Below are 15,064 nucleotides of genomic sequence, written 5' to 3'. Positions count from 1 at the left end.
CCTGCAGATTTAACGTGGCGCTTAGTTCAGAAAAAAACCGGCGGATTATCAAATAGTGCACTTTTTTGTACGGTTATTGGTCGCCACCACCCAGCCCGTCTACAGTTAACATTCGCCATAAAAATTTACAAAAACTGAAGATTCCGGCCCGTTGTGTCGCCGTGCACGCCGGCCGGTTACGCCTTATCTTGTTACTCTGTCTGGAAGCGATAATGAAAAAACGAGCCAAAACCCTGCCCGGTGTCACACGACGCCAGGTCCTGACCTGGTCGACGCTGGGCGTTGCCGCTGGCGTCACCCGCGCCGCCGATGCTGTCTCCCTCAAGGGCTCCCCCGGCTGGACGCCCTTCGCCGATAACCCACCGGAACAGTTCCAGGCTCAGGGCTGGCTGTTCTTCACCGAGGAAGAAGCGCGCACCGTGGAAGCCATGGTTGACCGCATTATTCCGGCGGACGAGCTGAGCGTGGGCGGCAAAGAAGCCGGCTGCGCTGTCTTTATCGACCGCCAGCTGCACGGCTTTTATGGCACCTTCGAACGCCTCTATATGCAGGGCCCGTTTCAGCAGGGCACCACCGAGCAGGGCGACCAGTCGCCGCTGGTGCCGCAACAGCGCTATCGCCAGGGGCTGGCGGCGCTCAACCGCTACGTGCAGCAAACCTCGCAAAAGAACTTTGTCGATCTGACGCCGGCGCAGCAGGACGCGCTGCTGGCAGACATGGAAGCCGGAAAGGTGCATTTCAGCGGCTTTGATGCGCAGTCGCTGTTTCTCGAGGTGCTGAACAACACCATGGAAGGCTTCTTTGCCGATCCGATCTACGGCGGCAACAAAGACATGGTGTCGTGGAAGATGCTGGGCTTTCCCGGCGCGCGCTACGACTATCGCGAATACATTGAGCGCCATAACGAAAATCTGGGCTTAGAGCCGATCAGCATTGCGCAATGGAAAGCACGGGGATAGATGATGAAGAAATTACCGAAAACCGATGTGGTGGTGATTGGTCTCGGCTGGGCCGGATCGATTATCGCCAATGAACTGGCCGACGAAGGCCTGGAAGTGATCGGCATTGAGCGCGGCCCGTGGCGCGACACCGCGCGCGACTTCAATATTGGCACCGTCACCGACGAGCTGCGCTACGTGATGCGCGAAGAGCTGATGCTGCGTACGCGGCAGAACACCTGCACCATGCGCAACAATCCGTCGCAAACCGCCCTGCCGATGCGCACCTGGGGCTCGTTCCATCCGGGCAACGGCACCGGCGGCGCGGGCAATCACTGGGCTGGCATTACCTTTCGCTTTCAGCCGGAAGAGTTTCGCCTGAAAAGCCACCTGACCGAACGCTACGGTGCCAGTGCCATTCCGGATGAGCTGGTGCTGCAGGACTGGGGCACCAGCTGGGAAGAGATGGAGCCGCACTACATGCAGTTTGAGCGCGTGGCCGGCACCTCGGGTTACGCCGGTAATATTCAGGGACAGAAACGGGCGGGCGGCAATCCGTTCGAAGGTGCCCGTTCGGCCGACTATCCGACGCCGCCGCTGCGCCAGCCCTATGGTCCGACGCTGTTTGCCGAAGCAGCAAAAAATCTCGGCTACCAGCCGTTTCCGGTGCCCTCCTCGCTGGTCTCCGAGGCGTACACCAATCCCTATGGCGTCACCATGGGTCCCTGCACCTTCTGCGGCTTCTGCACCAACTACGGCTGCGCCAACTACTCGAAAGCCAGCGCCATCACCACCGTGCTGCCGGCGCTGATGCGCAAAGAGAACTTTACCGCGTACACCAACTGCGAAGTGCTGGAAGTGCTGACCGATGCCAGCGGCAAACAGGCCACCGGCGTCACCTACATCGACTCCTCCGGCGATAAGTGGGAACAGCCGGCCGATCTGGTGATCGTCGCCGCCTTTACCTTTGAAAACGTGCGCCTGATGCTGCTCTCCGGCATTGGCCAGGCCTATGATCCGGTCACCAATAAAGGCACCACCGGTCGCAATTACGCCTACCAGACCGCCAACGGCGTCACGCTGTTTTTCGACAACAAAAACTTTAACCCGTTTATCGGTGCCGGCGCGGTGGGCATGGGCATTGATGAATTCAATAACGATAATTTTGACCACAGCGGTCTGGGCTTCTTCGGCGGCGGCAGCATCCGCGTGACGCCCATCGGCTCGGCACCGATTGGCTACCGGCCTCTGCCGCCCAACACGCCCAAATGGGGCTCGAAGTGGAAGCGCGCGCTGAAAGACAACTACCTCAGCACCATGTCGATTGGCTGCGAGGCCAGCAGTTACACCACGCGCACCAACTATCTGTCGCTCGATCCCAACTACAAAGATCCGCACGGCCGACCGCTGCTGCGCATCACCTTCGATTTTGCGGCGAACGATCTGAAAATGGCGCAGTACTGCACCGGTAAAGTGGCGGAAATCGCTAAATCGATGAACCCGCGCGAGATGATTGTCAAACCGATGACCGGCCACTGGAGCAGCGTGCCGTATCAGTCGTCGCACGTGGTTGGCGGCTTTATCATGGGCAGCGATCCCTCAACCAGCTCGGTCAATAAACATCTGCAGGTGTGGGATGTACCGAACCTGTTCGTGGTGGGCGCGTCAGCCTTTCCGCAAAACCCGGGCTATAACCCGACCGGCACCGTCGGCGCGCTGGCATTCAAAGCGGCGCATGCGATTCGTCACTACTATCTGCAACGTCCCGGGGAGATGATTACCGCATGAAAACACGCCTCTCTCTGTGCGCTGCCGCGCTGCTGCTCACCAGCTTTGTGTCTCACGCCCAGCCGGAATACGATCAGTACGCGCGCGGCAGCTATATCGCCACGCTGGCGGACTGCACCGCCTGCCACACCGCCGATCCGCAGCAGCCGTTTGCCGGGGGCGTCAGGTTGCAGACGCCGTTTGGTACGCTGGTCGGCGCTAACATCACGCCGGATCGCGAAACCGGCATCGGCAACTGGCGCTATGAAGATTTCCGCCGCGCGATGACCGAGGGCATCGGCCACGGCGGCAAGCGGCTGTACGGCGCGATGCCGTTCACCGCCTACACCAAAATGTCGGATAAGGATCTGCAGGATTTGTGGGCATGGATGCAGACGCTGCAGCCGATACACAACCCGGTCGAGACCAATCAGCTGCCCTTCCCTTTCAACATCCGCACCAGCCTGATGGTGTGGAACTGGATCAACTTTGACCGGGGCGCGTTCCAGCCGGACGCCCGTCAATCCGCCCAGTGGAATCGCGGTGCGTATCTGGTGCAGGGCGCGGGCCACTGCGGCACCTGCCACACGCCGAAAAACCTGCTCGGCGGCGATAAAAATGGCGCGTTTTTGCGCGGTGAAGTGGTCGAAGGCTGGATGGCGCCGGACATCACCGCGAACCCGCACAGCGGGCTGGGCAAATGGAGCCAGCAGGATATCGTCAGCTACCTGCGTACCGGCGTGAACCGTTTCGATATCGCTTCCGGTCCGATGGCCGACGCGGTGCGTCACTCCACGCAGCACTGGCGCGATGAAGATCTGCAGGCGGTGGCGGTGTACCTGAAAAGCGGTGAATCGCGTGATGAGCAAGCGCCCGCCGCACTTGCCGCGACGGACGATCGCATGAAGCTGGGCGCGCAAATCTATGCGGCGAAGTGTTCAGCCTGCCACAGCCCGGGCGGTCGCGGTGAGAAGAATATCTTCCCGCAGCTGGCGGACAATCCGTTGCTCAATCAGGATGATGCCACCTCGCTGATTCGGGTGGTCGCCGCCGGCAGTCGCGGTGTCGATACCGATGCCCGCCCCACGGCACCGGCAATGCCGGCCTTTGCCGGCACGCTGGGTGATGAGGAGATCGCCGCAGTGGTGAGCTACATCCGCAACAGCTGGGGAAATGCCGCCGCACCGGTCAGCGCTGACGACGTGAAGAAAGTGAAACAGAAGCTGGAATAGCGCCGTGTCAGCACCGGCAGTCCTTGCTGCCGGTGCGACAGGTTGACACTCAGCTTTAGCTACGCTGCTGCACCACCGACGACTTCACCGCTGACGCCTCTCGCGTGTGTCCCGGCTGCGGCACACGGATAATAAAGGTCAGCACGCCGGCGAACAGGTAGAGCGCGGTATAGGCCCACACCACCCCGACGATATCGAAGAACGGCAGCAGCAATGAAGCAATCGCCGGGGCCACAAAGTTACTCAGCCCGGCCGACAGATTGTAAATCGATACCGCTGCGCCCTTATGATGCGGTTCCAGCGTCGGGAACACCGCGGTCATTGGCACAAAGGCAGCGACAAAGATCCCCAGCATGATCGCCGGAATCAGCGCCACCCAGAAGTTATGCCCGGCATACAGCGGCAGGTAGTAAAACGCCAGGCTGGAGATCGCCATACCGAGACAGCCGAACCAGCGCACCTGACGGATCCAGCCCAGCTTCTCACCGGTAATGCCCCAGAAAATATTGGTAAAGATGGTGACGAAGAAGAACACCGCCCAAATCTGCAGCCATTCGGAGATGGTAAAGCCGAGCCGATCGACAAACAGCAGCGGCATGATGATGGCAAAACCAAACAGCGACAGCGTATTGATGATGCGGATCAGGCAGGCATAAAACACATGCTGGTTGGTGAACAGAATGGTTACGGCACGCGACATCTCCGTCATCTTATCGCGCAGCGGCAGATTAACGCGGGAACGATCCACCGGCACGTTGCGCAGGCTGAAGTAGGCCAGCACGCCGCCGCACGCCACCCAGACAATCGCCAGCCATAAGGTGCCGGTTTCGCCCAGCATCGGGATGGTCAGGCTCGGCAGATAGCTGCCCACCACGCCAATTCCCACGGAGTACATCGCCCAGAACCAGCCGGTAGCGGCGGCCAGCTTGTCACGCGGCAGCACCTGCACCAGCATCATCATGAACGAGTAGATAAACAGCGGATAGGCCAGGCCGCGAATGCCGTAGAACAGCACCATCAGCGGATAGTTACGCAGCCCAAGCCCCAGCGACATAAACAGCGCATGCATGACGATCCACAGCACAAAGCCAATCATCATGGCGCGCTGCGGCGTAATCAGCTCCGCCACCACGCCGGAGGCCCACGCCGCCAGCGCGGCGGCCAGGCCGTAAAACGTAAACACCACCGCCGACTGGGCCGGCGAAAAGCCCATGTCAGTAATGTGGCGCGACAGGAACGCCATTTCGAAGCCGTCGCCGGCCATGAAAATGGCGATGGCCAGAAAGCCCCAGAACATCTTTTTCGGTAAGCCAAACCAGTATGCGTTCGATTGCATGACAATCTTCCTTCCGTTCGCTAATCCGATCAGGCAGGCAGCAACGCGCGCGCCTGCTGTTGTTGTACATAGAGTTCACGGAACAGGCGCAGCCGCTGCTGCAGCACGGCCCCGCGCGCCGCATCGGGCTGATAGCGCGCCTGCACCGGCGGCTTCAGGCACACGTCGGCTTCACTGCCGCCGTCGGCCAGCCACGCCAGTCGCGCCGCACCCAGCGCGCCTGAGGCGCTGGCCGGATGGGTCACTATCGGCAGCTGCAGCACGTCGGCAATCAGCTGCGCCCACAGCGTGCTGCGCGCACCGCCGCCGGTCAGGCTGCACTGCTGAATCTGCTGCTGCGTATCGCCCAGCACCGCCAGACCATCCGCCAGGCCAAACGCCACGCCCTCAATCACCGCATAGCCGAGCAGCGCGCGCGGCGTTTCGTGGCGTAAATGGAAAAATGCTCCGGTCGCCTGCGGATCGTTATGCGGCGTGCGTTCACCAGAGAGATACGGCAGAAACAGCGGTGCCTGACGCAGCTGTTCCGCACTGAGCTGTGCCATCTCGTCCATCAGCTGGCTTTCGGTGACCGACAGCAGATTGCACAGCCAGCGCAGACAGCTGGCGGCGCTGAGCATCACGCTCATCTGGTGCCAGCGTCCCGGCAGCGCATGGCAGAAAGCGTGCACGCCGGATTGCGGATCGGCACGCAGCCGATCGTTAACCACAAAAATCACGCCTGACGTGCCGAGCGAGATAAAGGCATCGCCCGCATTAACCGCACCGACGCCCACCGCCGACGCGGCATTATCACCGCCGCCGCCGGCCACGCTCACCGTGGCGGCTAAGCCCCATTCGCTGGCCAAATCGGCGCGCAGCGTAGCGCTGACCGCGCTGCCCTCAACCAGTTCGGGCATCTGCGCGCGCGTCAGCCCGCTGATCGCCAGCAGTGCGTCAGACCAGTCGCGCTGCGCCACGTCGAGCCACAGCGTACCGGCGGCGTCCGACGGCTCGCTGACAAAGCGCCCGGTCAGACGCCAGCGCAGGTAATCTTTCGGCAGCAGCACCTTGTCGATGCGGCGAAAGATTTCGGGCTCATGTTCCGCCACCCAGTGCAGTTTCGGCGCGGTAAAGCCGGGCATAATCAGGTTGGCGGCGATTTCCATCATCTGCGGATGCTGCTGGCGCAGCGCATCACACTGCGCCGCGCTGCGCGTGTCGTTCCACAATATGCACGGCCGCAGCACCTCACCGGCGGCATCCAGCAGCACGGCGCCGTGCATCTGACCGGAAAGACCGATGGCGCGGATCGCGGCCCACGCGTCCGGTGCCTGCTGGCGCAGCCCGGCGATCGCCTGACCACACGCCTGCCACCAGCGCTCGGGGTCCTGCTCCGCCCAGTGCGGATGCGGGCGCTGCACGCTAAGCGTGGCGTGATTCGACGCCACAATCTCGCCCTGCGGGTTAACGATCAGCGCTTTGAGTTCAGAGGTGCCAATATCAATGCCGAGATACATGCTGTGCGCTCCTTACACCGTCGCCGGCTGCAGCAGTTGCTGCTCTATGGCGTCTACGCTGCGCGTCACCAGCGCATGAAAAGCGCGGTCATCGGCCAGTTCGGCAAACAGCGCGCGGTCGCTGAGGAACCGCTGCAGTGCATCCTCACCGGCCAGCTGCTGGCGCAGCGCATCAGCATTGAGCACGCCATCCTGATAGGCATACGGCAGCTGGTTGCTGGCCCAGTGTTGCAGGAACAGGTAGAACAGCGCCGGCAGCACGGCGGTAGCGGTCGGTTCTGCGCCGCGCTGATAGCATTCGCGCAGCGTTGGCGTCACCATGCCGGGGATTTTCGACAGCCCGTCGGCACCAACGCGCTGGTTGGTATCTTTGATGTAGGGATTGCTAAAGCGCGCCAGCACCACGTCGCGGTAATCCGCCAGATCGAGCGGGCTGGGCGACAGTGACGGGATCACGTCCTGCGTGATGTAGTCGTACGCCAGCTGATAGATCGCGGGCTGACGTGTGCTGTCATCAATGTAGTCATGGCCGGTGAGCGTGCCGGCCCAGGCAATCGCCGCGTGCGTGGCGTTGAGGATGCGGATTTTCGCCTCTTCCCACGGCAGCACCGACGCCACCAGCTCCACACCCACCTTTTCCAGCGCCGGGCGTCCGGCGATGAAATCATCCTCAATCACCCACTGGATAAACGATTCCGCCATCACCGCCGCGCCATCGTCTTTGCCGGTGGCCACTTTGACGCGTGCGGCAACATCCGGCGTGGGGCGCGGCGTGATGCGATCCACCATGGTGTTTGGCGAAGTGGTGTTATCGCGCACCCAGCTGGCCAGCGCGCGGTCGCCCTGCGCGGCGAGAAACGCCAGCATGCCGTGACGGAAACGTTCGCCGTTGTGACGCAGGTTGTCGCAGTTGAGCAGCGTGACCGGCGCACCGCCGCTGGCCACGCGCTGGCGCAGAATGCGGGTCAGCGCGCCGTAAATAGTGCGCGCCTCACCACGGAGATCGGCCTGGATATCGGCCTGGCTGAGATCGAGCTCATGCGCCGGCGTCAGGTAGTAACCGGCTTCGGTCACGGTAAAACCGATCACTTTTGTCTCAGCACTGGCGCCCTGCGCCACCAGCGCGCTGATCTCCGCGTCCCACGGCAGAATGGTGCGCAGCGAAGTAATGGTTTCATACGCGCGCTCGCCCTCCGGCGTCACGGTTTCCAGTACGTACTCGCCGTTTTGCGCCTGCAGCTGGTTGAGCAGCGCTACCGCATCGCCGCGGATGTTGCCGAGCGCGATGCTCCAGCTGTCATCGCCCTGCTGGTGCAGCTGGTGCAGATACCACGCCTGATGCGCGCGGTGAAAAGAACCTGCGCCGATATGCATCCACACTGATTTCGTCGTCATAGTCGCCTCGAAATAAACATTTGCCGCAATTGAGGGCATTTGCCCGATGAGGCGTAGCATAGTCGCCGGCGGGGCGATCGTTCTGCGAGATCCATCACATTTAATACTTTTGCTCTTTTTTAGGGCTTTTGCTCAGTTAACGCTTCAGGGGCAAGACGCGATAAACTGGCGCATCGGAGTTTGACGGAACAAGGCGATGAGCAGAGACGAGAAGAAGCAGGAGCTGGCAGCACGGGCAGCGTGGATGTATTACGTGGCGGGCGTCACGCAGCAGGAGATTGCGCGCGCGCTGGGCTTATCGCGGCAGGTGGCGCAGCGGCTGGTCTCCAGCGCACGTGAGATGGGCATGGTCAGCGTGAAGATCGACCATCCGGTCACGCACTGCCTGCATCTGGCGCGCGAGATCGAACAAAAGTTTGGCCTGACGCTGTGCCGCGTGGTGCCGTCAGCCGGGCTGGATGATGAGGCGATTCAGCAAATGCTGGCGGTGGAAGGCGCGGCGGTGATGGCGCAGTTTATCAACGAAGAGACCCCGCAGGTGTTTGGCATCGGTTCCGGCAAAACGCTGCGCTCAATGATTGATGCGCTGCCGTGGGTTGAACGGCCACAGCATCAGTGTGTGTCGATGATCGGCGCGATTGCGCGTGACGATTCCGGTACCCGCTACGACGTACCGCTGAAAATGGCGGAGAAGATGCAGGGCAAATATTTCTTCATTCCGGCGCCGCTGTATGCTGACACGCCGCAGGATAAGGCGATGTGGGTGCAGCATCAGGTCTATCAGCGCGTCACCCAGCGTGCGCTACAGGCGAACGTGGCGTTTGTCGGCATTGGCGAAGTGATGCCGGGCTGCCCGCTCAATGCCGAAGGCTTTATCACCGATGCGCAGGTAGAAGCGCTCAACGCGCGCGGCGTGGTGGGTGAAATGCTGGGGCATTTTTTCAATCAGCAGGGAGAGCGGGTATACGGCGAAACCGATGAGCTGCTGACCAGCGTGCTGCTGGAGAGCCAGACGCAGCGCAATATCATCGGCTTTGCCGGCAGCGCGCGCAAATACGCAGCGATTCACGCCGCGCTGCACGGCGGCTGGATCTCCGGGCTGGTGACGGATGAAGACACCGCGCTGAAACTGCTGCATGATTAATTAAAAATTTCTGTGATTCGTCGCGGCGCGATGTATCGCGCGGATTTGTCCGCCGCATCGCCGGGAAACGCGCAATACATTGCGCCGCAACGGTTCAGAAACCTATTTCAACGATCCCTTCAAAAACTGCTGCAGGCGCGGGCTTTTCGGGTTGCCGAACAGTTCGTCTGGCGCGCCCTGCTCTTCGATTTTGCCCTGATGCAGAAAAATCACGTGGCTGGATACGTGACGGGCGAACTCCATCTCGTGCGTCACTACCACCATGGTTTTGCCCTCTTCGGCCAGCTTCTGCATGATGCGCAGCACTTCGCCTACCAGCTCCGGATCGAGCGCCGAGGTCGGTTCGTCAAACAGCAACACTTCCGGCTCCATCGCCAGCGCGCGGGCAATCGAGACACGCTGCTGCTGGCCGCCTGACAGATGCACCGGGTATTTGGCACGCGCGCGCGCATCAATACCGACTTTATCGAGGTATTTAATTGCCCGCTCACGCGCTTCGGCTTTGCTCAGCCCCAGCACCTGAATCGGTGCTTCAGTGACGTTATCCAGCACCGTCATGTGGCTCCACAAATTGAAATGCTGGAACACCATGGTCAGCCGGGTACGCAGCGAACGCAGCTGCTCTTTGTTGGCCACTTTCAGCTGGCCATCGGTGTCGCGCACCAGGTTTATCGCCTCGTTGTTGACCGCGATGGTGCCTTCACTCGGCTTTTCGAGGAAGTTGATGCAGCGTAAAAAGGTACTTTTCCCGGAACCGGACGAGCCAATAATGCTGATCACATCGCCGGCGTTGGCCTGCAGCGACACGCCCTTCAGAACTTCATGTTCACCGTAACGCTTATGCAGTTCGGTAACGCTTAATTTATTTTCAGCCATAGTCATACTCAGTGCGACGAAGAGGGTTTCACATGCGCGAGGAAGCGGCGCTCCGCAAGGCGGAACAGGCTAATCAGCACGTAAGAGATAAGCAGGTACAGCACCGCAGCGATGCCGAACGCGGTGAACGGCTGATAGGTCGCCGAGTTGATATCGCGCGCGATTTTTAGCAAATCCGGCACGGTGGCGGTGAACGCCAGCGCGGTGGAGTGCAGCATCAGAATCACTTCATTGCTGTAGGCGGGCAGCGCGGTGCGCAGCGCCGACGGCAGAATGATGCAGCGGTAAAGTTTAAACGGCGAGAAACCATAGGCGCGCGCGGCTTCGATTTCACCGTGTGGCACGGCGCGAATGGCACCGGCAAAAATCTCGGTGGTATAAGCACAGGTGTTCAGGGTAAATGCCAGCAGCGTACAGTTCAGGCCACTGCGGAAGAAGGCGTTCAGCAGCTCGGAGCCTTTCACCACCTCCAGCGTGTACATGCCGGAATAGAACACCAGCAGCTGCACATACAGCGGCGTGCCGCGAAACACATAGGTAAACAGCCACACCGGCGTGGAGATATAGCGATTTGGTGAGACGCGCGCGATGGCCAGCAGCACCGCAAGGCTGCCGCCAATCACCACGGACAGAATCAGCAGCCACAGCGTGATGGCCACGCCGGTAAAACGGTAACCGTCGGTCCAGAGCAGTTGTTTCCAGTACTCCTGAATAATCTCGATCATAACTCTGCCCTTTTCACCCCTACCGAGTAGCGACGTTCAAGCCACCACAGCACGCCGTTGGACAGCGTGGTAAACACCAGATAGATCACCCCGGCAACAATCGCGAAGTAGAACGGTTGCCAGGTACTTTTGCCGGCCAGCTGCGTGGCTTTTACCACATCTTCAAGGCCGAGCAGCGACACCAGCGCGGTGGCTTTGAGGATCACCTGCCAGTTGTTGCCGATGCCGGGCAGCGCAAAGCGCATCATCGCCGGGAACAGAATGCGACGGAAAGTTTGCGCGCCGGTAAAGCCGAAGGCGGTGGCGGCTTCAATCTGCCCTTTCGGCACCGCGAGAAACGCGCCACGGAAGGTTTCAGTGAAGTAAGCACCGTAGATGAAGCCGAGCGTAATAATACCGGCCACCATCGGGTCGATATCAAACTGTGCCATGCCGAGCGCATCGGTTACGGCGTTGAGGGCAATCTGCAGACCGTAAAAGATCAGCAGCATCAGCACCAGGTCGGGCACGCCACGGATTAGCGTGGTGTAGCCTTCAAAAATCATCGCCAGCGGGCGATTGCGGGAGAGTTTGGCGCCGGCCCCTATCAGGCCCAGCACCACGGCCAGCACCACCGAGCTGAGCGCCAGCTCAAGGGTCACCAGCGTGCCTTTGAGAATTACTTCAGAATAGCCATACAACATGGGTTCGATCCTGTCGTGAGGGAAATAAACAAACGCTGTCCAACAACACACGGACAGTCCTGACCAGGATGTGAATCACGGAAGGATGGTGGCAAGCGTATGAACTCCGGGAGTTTACATAAGTAAGCGCCCGGAGTGAATAGTTATGACCCACGTTAGCGTGACTCAATACACCCGTTCAGGAACAGGAGTCTTAATCGCCGTAAACGTTGAAATCAAAGTACTTCTTCGCAATCTTGTCGTAGGTACCGTCTTTGCGCATGTCGTTAAAGGCTTTGTCGATAGCAGCTTTCAGATCGGCGTCATCTTTACGCAGGCCCATACCGGTGCCGACGCCAAAGATTTTGTCATCTTTCACCGCCGGACCGGCGAACGCGTAGTTTTTCCCGACCGGCTGCTTAAGGAAGCCTTCGCTCGCCTGCACCTCATCCTGGAACGCCGCATCAATACGACCAGCGTTCAGGTCCTGATACACCAGATCCTGGTTGGCATACGGCGTAACGGTCACCCCTTTTGGACGCCAGTATTCATTGGCGTAGGTTTCCTGCGTAGTGCCCTGCAGCAGACCGATGTTCTTGCCCTTCAGCGACTCAATGGTCGGCTGCAGTTTAGACCCCTTCGGCGCCACTAAACGCGCGTTCGCTGCATACAGTTTTTCCGAGAAGGCGATCTCTTCCTGACGTTTCTCGGTGATCGAGAGTGAAGAGATGATGGCGTCGATCTTCTTCGCTTTCAGCGACGGGATCAGCGCATCGAAATCACTTTCCACATAAGTACATTTGGTCTTGATACGCTTACAGATCTCGTTGGCCAGGTCGATATCAAAGCCAACCAGCTGGCCCTGCGCGTTCTTGGACTCAAACGGCGGGTAAGTTGGATCGGTCCCGATGCGCAGCGACTGCGGTACCGCCGCGAACACGCTCGCAGCGCCGGACATAGCCAGCATCAGAGAAAGAGCCAGAACTCGCTTTTTCATAGGTAACCCTCAAGTGAAGTGCTTATTGTTATGTGGTGCGTGATGTGTTTGCGCTGAATGTTTTGCAGGTTTCATGCCAGTTGTGCAAATCGGCGAAACTGTGCGCAGGCGCACTAAATACCGCGTCCATCTGGGACGCAAGCACTTAGTTTGTGAGGGAAATATAACAGCGGTGTGAGGAAGAAAAAGTGAGATTGTTAACTTTTGGTGCACAAGATGCACGAACAGTGATCGGCCCCGCGCTTTTGCACGCATTCAGTGCATTATTGCACCATCATGCACCCTGCCAGCGGGTAAACAGATCTTCCGGCAGCTCGATATCAAACTGATCCAGCACGCGGTTGACCGTCTGATCAATCAAATCGTCGATGCGCTGCGGGCGGTGATAAAACGCCGGCACCGGCGGCATAATCAGCGCCCCAAGCTCGGCGGCGGTGGTCATCATGCGCAGATGACCGAGATGCAGCGGGGTTTCCCGCACGCACAGGACCAGCCGGCGCTGCTCTTTCAGCACCACGTCGGCGGCGCGCGTCAGCAGACTGTCGCTGTAGCTGTGCACAATGCCGGACAGGGTTTTCATGGAACATGGCAGAATTGCCATACCCAGCGTTTTGAACGAGCCGGACGAGATGCTGGCGGCGATATCGCGCACATCGTGCACCACATCGGCCAGCGCCTGCACGTCACGCAGGCTGTAATCGGTCTCCAGCGCCAGCGTCTGCCGCGCCGCCGGGCTCATCACCAGATGGGTTTCCACTTCGGCTAACGGTTGCAGCACCTGCAGCATACGCACGCCGTAGATCGCGCCGCTGGCGCCGGAAATACCAATGATGAGTCGTTTCATAATTCAGCCTTGCTGCAAAAGAGTGCGCCAATAATAGCCGCTCTGCCGCCATAAATACAAAAACAAACAGGGCGGGATTGCGCCCGCCCTGTTTCGTCTGCCTGAGACTGACCTTAACCTTCGTTATGCAGTTCCAGGTTTTCCACTTCGTTCTGACGCGCAATCGCTTTGGCATCGTCGTTACGCAGCGACTGCAGATATTCCAGATACTGCAGGTCAACGTCTTTGGTGACGTAGATGCCGTTGAACACCGAGCATTCGAACTGGGCAATATCCGGGTTCTCTTCACGCACCGCGTCGATCAGATCCTGCAGATCCTGGAAAATCAGCGCATCGGCTTTAATCAGCTGACGAATCTCTTCCACTTCACGGCCATGAGCAATCAGCTCGGTAGCGCTCGGCATATCGATGCCGTAGACGTTAGGGAAGCGAATTTCCGGTGCCGCCGACGCCAGATAGACGCGCTTCGCGCCCGCTTCACGCGCCATCTCGATAATCTGCTCAGAGGTGGTGCCGCGCACAATCGAGTCATCCACCAATAGCACGTTTTTATCGCGGAACTCAGCGCGGTTGGCGTTGAGCTTACGGCGCACCGCACTGCGGCGCAGCTGCTGGCCCGGCATAATAAAGGTACGGCCCACGTAGCGGTTTTTCACAAAACCCTGGCGGTACGGCTTATCAAGAATACGGGCAATCTCCAGCGCGGTATCGGTCGAGGTTTCCGGAATCGGGATCACCACGTCAATATCAAGATCTTCCCACTCGCGGGCAATTTTCTCGCCCAGCTTGGTGCCCATGCGCACACGTGCGCTGTAGACGGAGATCTTGTCGAGGAACGAGTCCGGACGCGCAAAATAAACGTACTCGAACAGGCACGGATTGCTTTTCGGGTTCTCTGCGCACTGGCGCGTCGAGAGCTGACCCTGCTCGGTGATGTACACCGCTTCGCCTGGCGCAACGTCACGAATAAACTCGAAGCCGAGCGTATCCAGCGCCACGCTCTCTGAGGCCACCATGTATTCGGTGCGGCCATCGGCCAGCTCACGCTTGCCCAGTACCAGCGGACGGATACCGTTAGGATCGCGGAACGCAACCATGCCGTGACCGATAATCATCGCCACCACGGCGTAAGCACCGCGCACCTGCTGATGCACCGCCGCCACGGCAGCAAAAATGTTGTCAGCTTCCAGCGGATAGTGCTGAAAACGATCCAGCTCCTGAGCAAAGATGTTGAGCAGGATTTCGGAATCTGAGGTGGTATTCACATGACGGCGACCGACTTCGAACAGCTGCTTGCGCAGTTCATGGGCGTTGGTCAGGTTACCGTTGTGAGCCAGCGTGATGCCGTACGGCGAGTTCACGTAGAAGGGCTGCGCTTCAGAGGCGCTGGAGCTGCCGGCAGTCGGATAACGCACGTGGCCGATACCCATATTTCCCTGCAAACGCTGCATGTGGCGCGCTTCAAACACGTCGCTGACCAGGCCATTGGCCTTACGCAGACGGAAGCAGTTCAGCGCATCGATGGTACAAATGCCGGCGGCATCCTGCCCGCGGTGCTGCAGCACCGTTAACGCGTCATAGATCGACTGGTTTACTGGCATAAAACCGGTGATACCAACAATACCGCACATGTTGTCATTTCCTCATTA

13 protein-coding genes are annotated in these 15,064 nt (G+C 59.6%); 4 read left to right on the top strand and 9 right to left on the bottom strand.

Translation table 11 applies throughout. The features are described 5' to 3' along the window. Positions 1 to 212: 212 nt before the first annotated feature. The 3 genes from AC6I7J_RS06370 to AC6I7J_RS06360 are packed head-to-tail and all read left to right on the top strand — an operon-like array spanning position 213 to position 3,937. Positions 213 to 959, top strand: coding sequence for a gluconate 2-dehydrogenase subunit 3 family protein (locus tag AC6I7J_RS06370; protein ID WP_338670947.1), 747 nt, complete (start codon positions 213 to 215; stop codon positions 957 to 959). Next, complete coding sequence (locus tag AC6I7J_RS06365; RefSeq protein WP_021509193.1) at positions 960 to 2,726, top strand: GMC family oxidoreductase; 1,767 nt, start codon at positions 960 to 962, stop codon at positions 2,724 to 2,726. Then, positions 2,723 to 3,937 (top strand): cytochrome c, encoded by a 1,215-nt coding sequence (locus tag AC6I7J_RS06360; protein WP_132464997.1) that lies wholly within the window; start codon positions 2,723 to 2,725, stop codon positions 3,935 to 3,937. Before AC6I7J_RS06365 ends, AC6I7J_RS06360 begins: the two co-directional genes overlap by 4 nt. A gap of 55 nt (positions 3,938 to 3,992) precedes the next feature. Here AC6I7J_RS06360 and AC6I7J_RS06355 read toward each other — a convergent pair whose 3' ends face one another. Genes AC6I7J_RS06355 through dalD form a run of 3 tightly spaced genes read right to left on the bottom strand, consistent with a single transcriptional unit; the run spans position 3,993 to position 8,167 of the window. Beyond that, positions 3,993 to 5,273 carry an MFS transporter gene (locus AC6I7J_RS06355; RefSeq protein WP_021509191.1) on the bottom strand — a complete coding sequence of 427 codons (1,281 nt, stop codon included), beginning with the start codon at positions 5,271 to 5,273 and terminating at the stop codon, positions 3,993 to 3,995. Between the two features lie 29 nt (positions 5,274 to 5,302). Then, positions 5,303 to 6,772 (bottom strand): xylulokinase, encoded by a 1,470-nt coding sequence (xylB, locus tag AC6I7J_RS06350; protein WP_104093065.1) that lies wholly within the window; start codon positions 6,770 to 6,772, stop codon positions 5,303 to 5,305. Between the two features lie 12 nt (positions 6,773 to 6,784). Further along, complete coding sequence (dalD, locus tag AC6I7J_RS06345) at positions 6,785 to 8,167, bottom strand: D-arabinitol 4-dehydrogenase (RefSeq protein ID WP_498007007.1); 1,383 nt, start codon at positions 8,165 to 8,167, stop codon at positions 6,785 to 6,787. A 196-nt stretch (positions 8,168 to 8,363) separates the two neighbouring features. Here dalD and AC6I7J_RS06340 point away from each other — a divergent pair, with 196 nt between their 5' ends. Next, the gene (locus AC6I7J_RS06340) at positions 8,364 to 9,311 is read left to right on the top strand and encodes a sugar-binding transcriptional regulator (RefSeq protein ID WP_498007006.1); all 948 of its coding nucleotides are present in this window, start codon (positions 8,364 to 8,366) and stop codon (positions 9,309 to 9,311) included. A gap of 102 nt (positions 9,312 to 9,413) precedes the next feature. Here AC6I7J_RS06340 and hisP read toward each other — a convergent pair whose 3' ends face one another. The 6 genes from hisP to purF form a co-directional block, all read right to left on the bottom strand. Beyond that, positions 9,414 to 10,187: a histidine ABC transporter ATP-binding protein HisP gene (gene hisP / locus AC6I7J_RS06335; RefSeq protein ID WP_021509187.1), complete on the bottom strand. Its 774-nt coding sequence runs from the start codon at positions 10,185 to 10,187 to the stop codon at positions 9,414 to 9,416. A gap of 8 nt (positions 10,188 to 10,195) precedes the next feature. Then, positions 10,196 to 10,912 (bottom strand): ABC transporter permease, encoded by a 717-nt coding sequence (locus tag AC6I7J_RS06330; RefSeq protein WP_498007005.1) that lies wholly within the window; start codon positions 10,910 to 10,912, stop codon positions 10,196 to 10,198. Then, positions 10,909 to 11,595, bottom strand: coding sequence for a histidine ABC transporter permease HisQ (locus AC6I7J_RS06325; protein ID WP_058785603.1), 687 nt, complete (start codon positions 11,593 to 11,595; stop codon positions 10,909 to 10,911). The genes AC6I7J_RS06330 and AC6I7J_RS06325 overlap by 4 nt, the downstream gene beginning before the upstream one ends. Positions 11,596 to 11,788: 193 nt before the next feature. Beyond that, complete coding sequence (gene argT / locus AC6I7J_RS06320; protein ID WP_031280032.1) at positions 11,789 to 12,571, bottom strand: lysine/arginine/ornithine ABC transporter substrate-binding protein ArgT; 783 nt, start codon at positions 12,569 to 12,571, stop codon at positions 11,789 to 11,791. A 274-nt stretch (positions 12,572 to 12,845) separates the two neighbouring features. Then, positions 12,846 to 13,415 carry a UbiX family flavin prenyltransferase gene (locus AC6I7J_RS06315; protein WP_058769895.1) on the bottom strand — a complete coding sequence of 190 codons (570 nt, stop codon included), beginning with the start codon at positions 13,413 to 13,415 and terminating at the stop codon, positions 12,846 to 12,848. A gap of 113 nt (positions 13,416 to 13,528) precedes the next feature. Further along, positions 13,529 to 15,046, bottom strand: coding sequence for an amidophosphoribosyltransferase (gene purF / locus AC6I7J_RS06310; RefSeq protein ID WP_021509182.1), 1,518 nt, complete (start codon positions 15,044 to 15,046; stop codon positions 13,529 to 13,531). Positions 15,047 to 15,064 lie beyond the last annotated feature (18 nt).

Source organism: Type-C symbiont of Plautia stali (genome assembly GCF_059730935.1).
Note: the sequence above shows the minus strand (reverse complement) of the source record. Positions and strands in the feature narration are given on the sequence as shown.

What these genes read in the sequence shown, in the direction of transcription:
- dalD (WP_498007007.1), bottom strand. Translation starts at nt 8,167, where the DNA reads ATGACGACGAAATCAGTGTGGATGCATATCGGCGCAGGTTCTTTTCAC.
- xylB (WP_104093065.1), bottom strand. Translation starts at nt 6,772, where the DNA reads ATGTATCTCGGCATTGATATTGGCACCTCTGAACTCAAAGCGCTGATC.
- AC6I7J_RS06325 (WP_058785603.1), bottom strand. Translation starts at nt 11,595, where the DNA reads ATGTTGTATGGCTATTCTGAAGTAATTCTCAAAGGCACGCTGGTGACC.
- AC6I7J_RS06365 (WP_021509193.1), top strand. Translation starts at nt 960, where the DNA reads ATGATGAAGAAATTACCGAAAACCGATGTGGTGGTGATTGGTCTCGGC.
- argT (WP_031280032.1), bottom strand. Translation starts at nt 12,571, where the DNA reads ATGAAAAAGCGAGTTCTGGCTCTTTCTCTGATGCTGGCTATGTCCGGC.
- AC6I7J_RS06370 (WP_338670947.1), top strand. Translation starts at nt 213, where the DNA reads ATGAAAAAACGAGCCAAAACCCTGCCCGGTGTCACACGACGCCAGGTC.
- AC6I7J_RS06330 (WP_498007005.1), bottom strand. Translation starts at nt 10,912, where the DNA reads ATGATCGAGATTATTCAGGAGTACTGGAAACAACTGCTCTGGACCGAC.
- AC6I7J_RS06340 (WP_498007006.1), top strand. Translation starts at nt 8,364, where the DNA reads ATGAGCAGAGACGAGAAGAAGCAGGAGCTGGCAGCACGGGCAGCGTGG.
- AC6I7J_RS06355 (WP_021509191.1), bottom strand. Translation starts at nt 5,273, where the DNA reads ATGCAATCGAACGCATACTGGTTTGGCTTACCGAAAAAGATGTTCTGG.
- AC6I7J_RS06360 (WP_132464997.1), top strand. Translation starts at nt 2,723, where the DNA reads ATGAAAACACGCCTCTCTCTGTGCGCTGCCGCGCTGCTGCTCACCAGC.
- AC6I7J_RS06315 (WP_058769895.1), bottom strand. Translation starts at nt 13,415, where the DNA reads ATGAAACGACTCATCATTGGTATTTCCGGCGCCAGCGGCGCGATCTAC.
- purF (WP_021509182.1), bottom strand. Translation starts at nt 15,046, where the DNA reads ATGTGCGGTATTGTTGGTATCACCGGTTTTATGCCAGTAAACCAGTCG.
- hisP (WP_021509187.1), bottom strand. Translation starts at nt 10,187, where the DNA reads ATGGCTGAAAATAAATTAAGCGTTACCGAACTGCATAAGCGTTACGGT.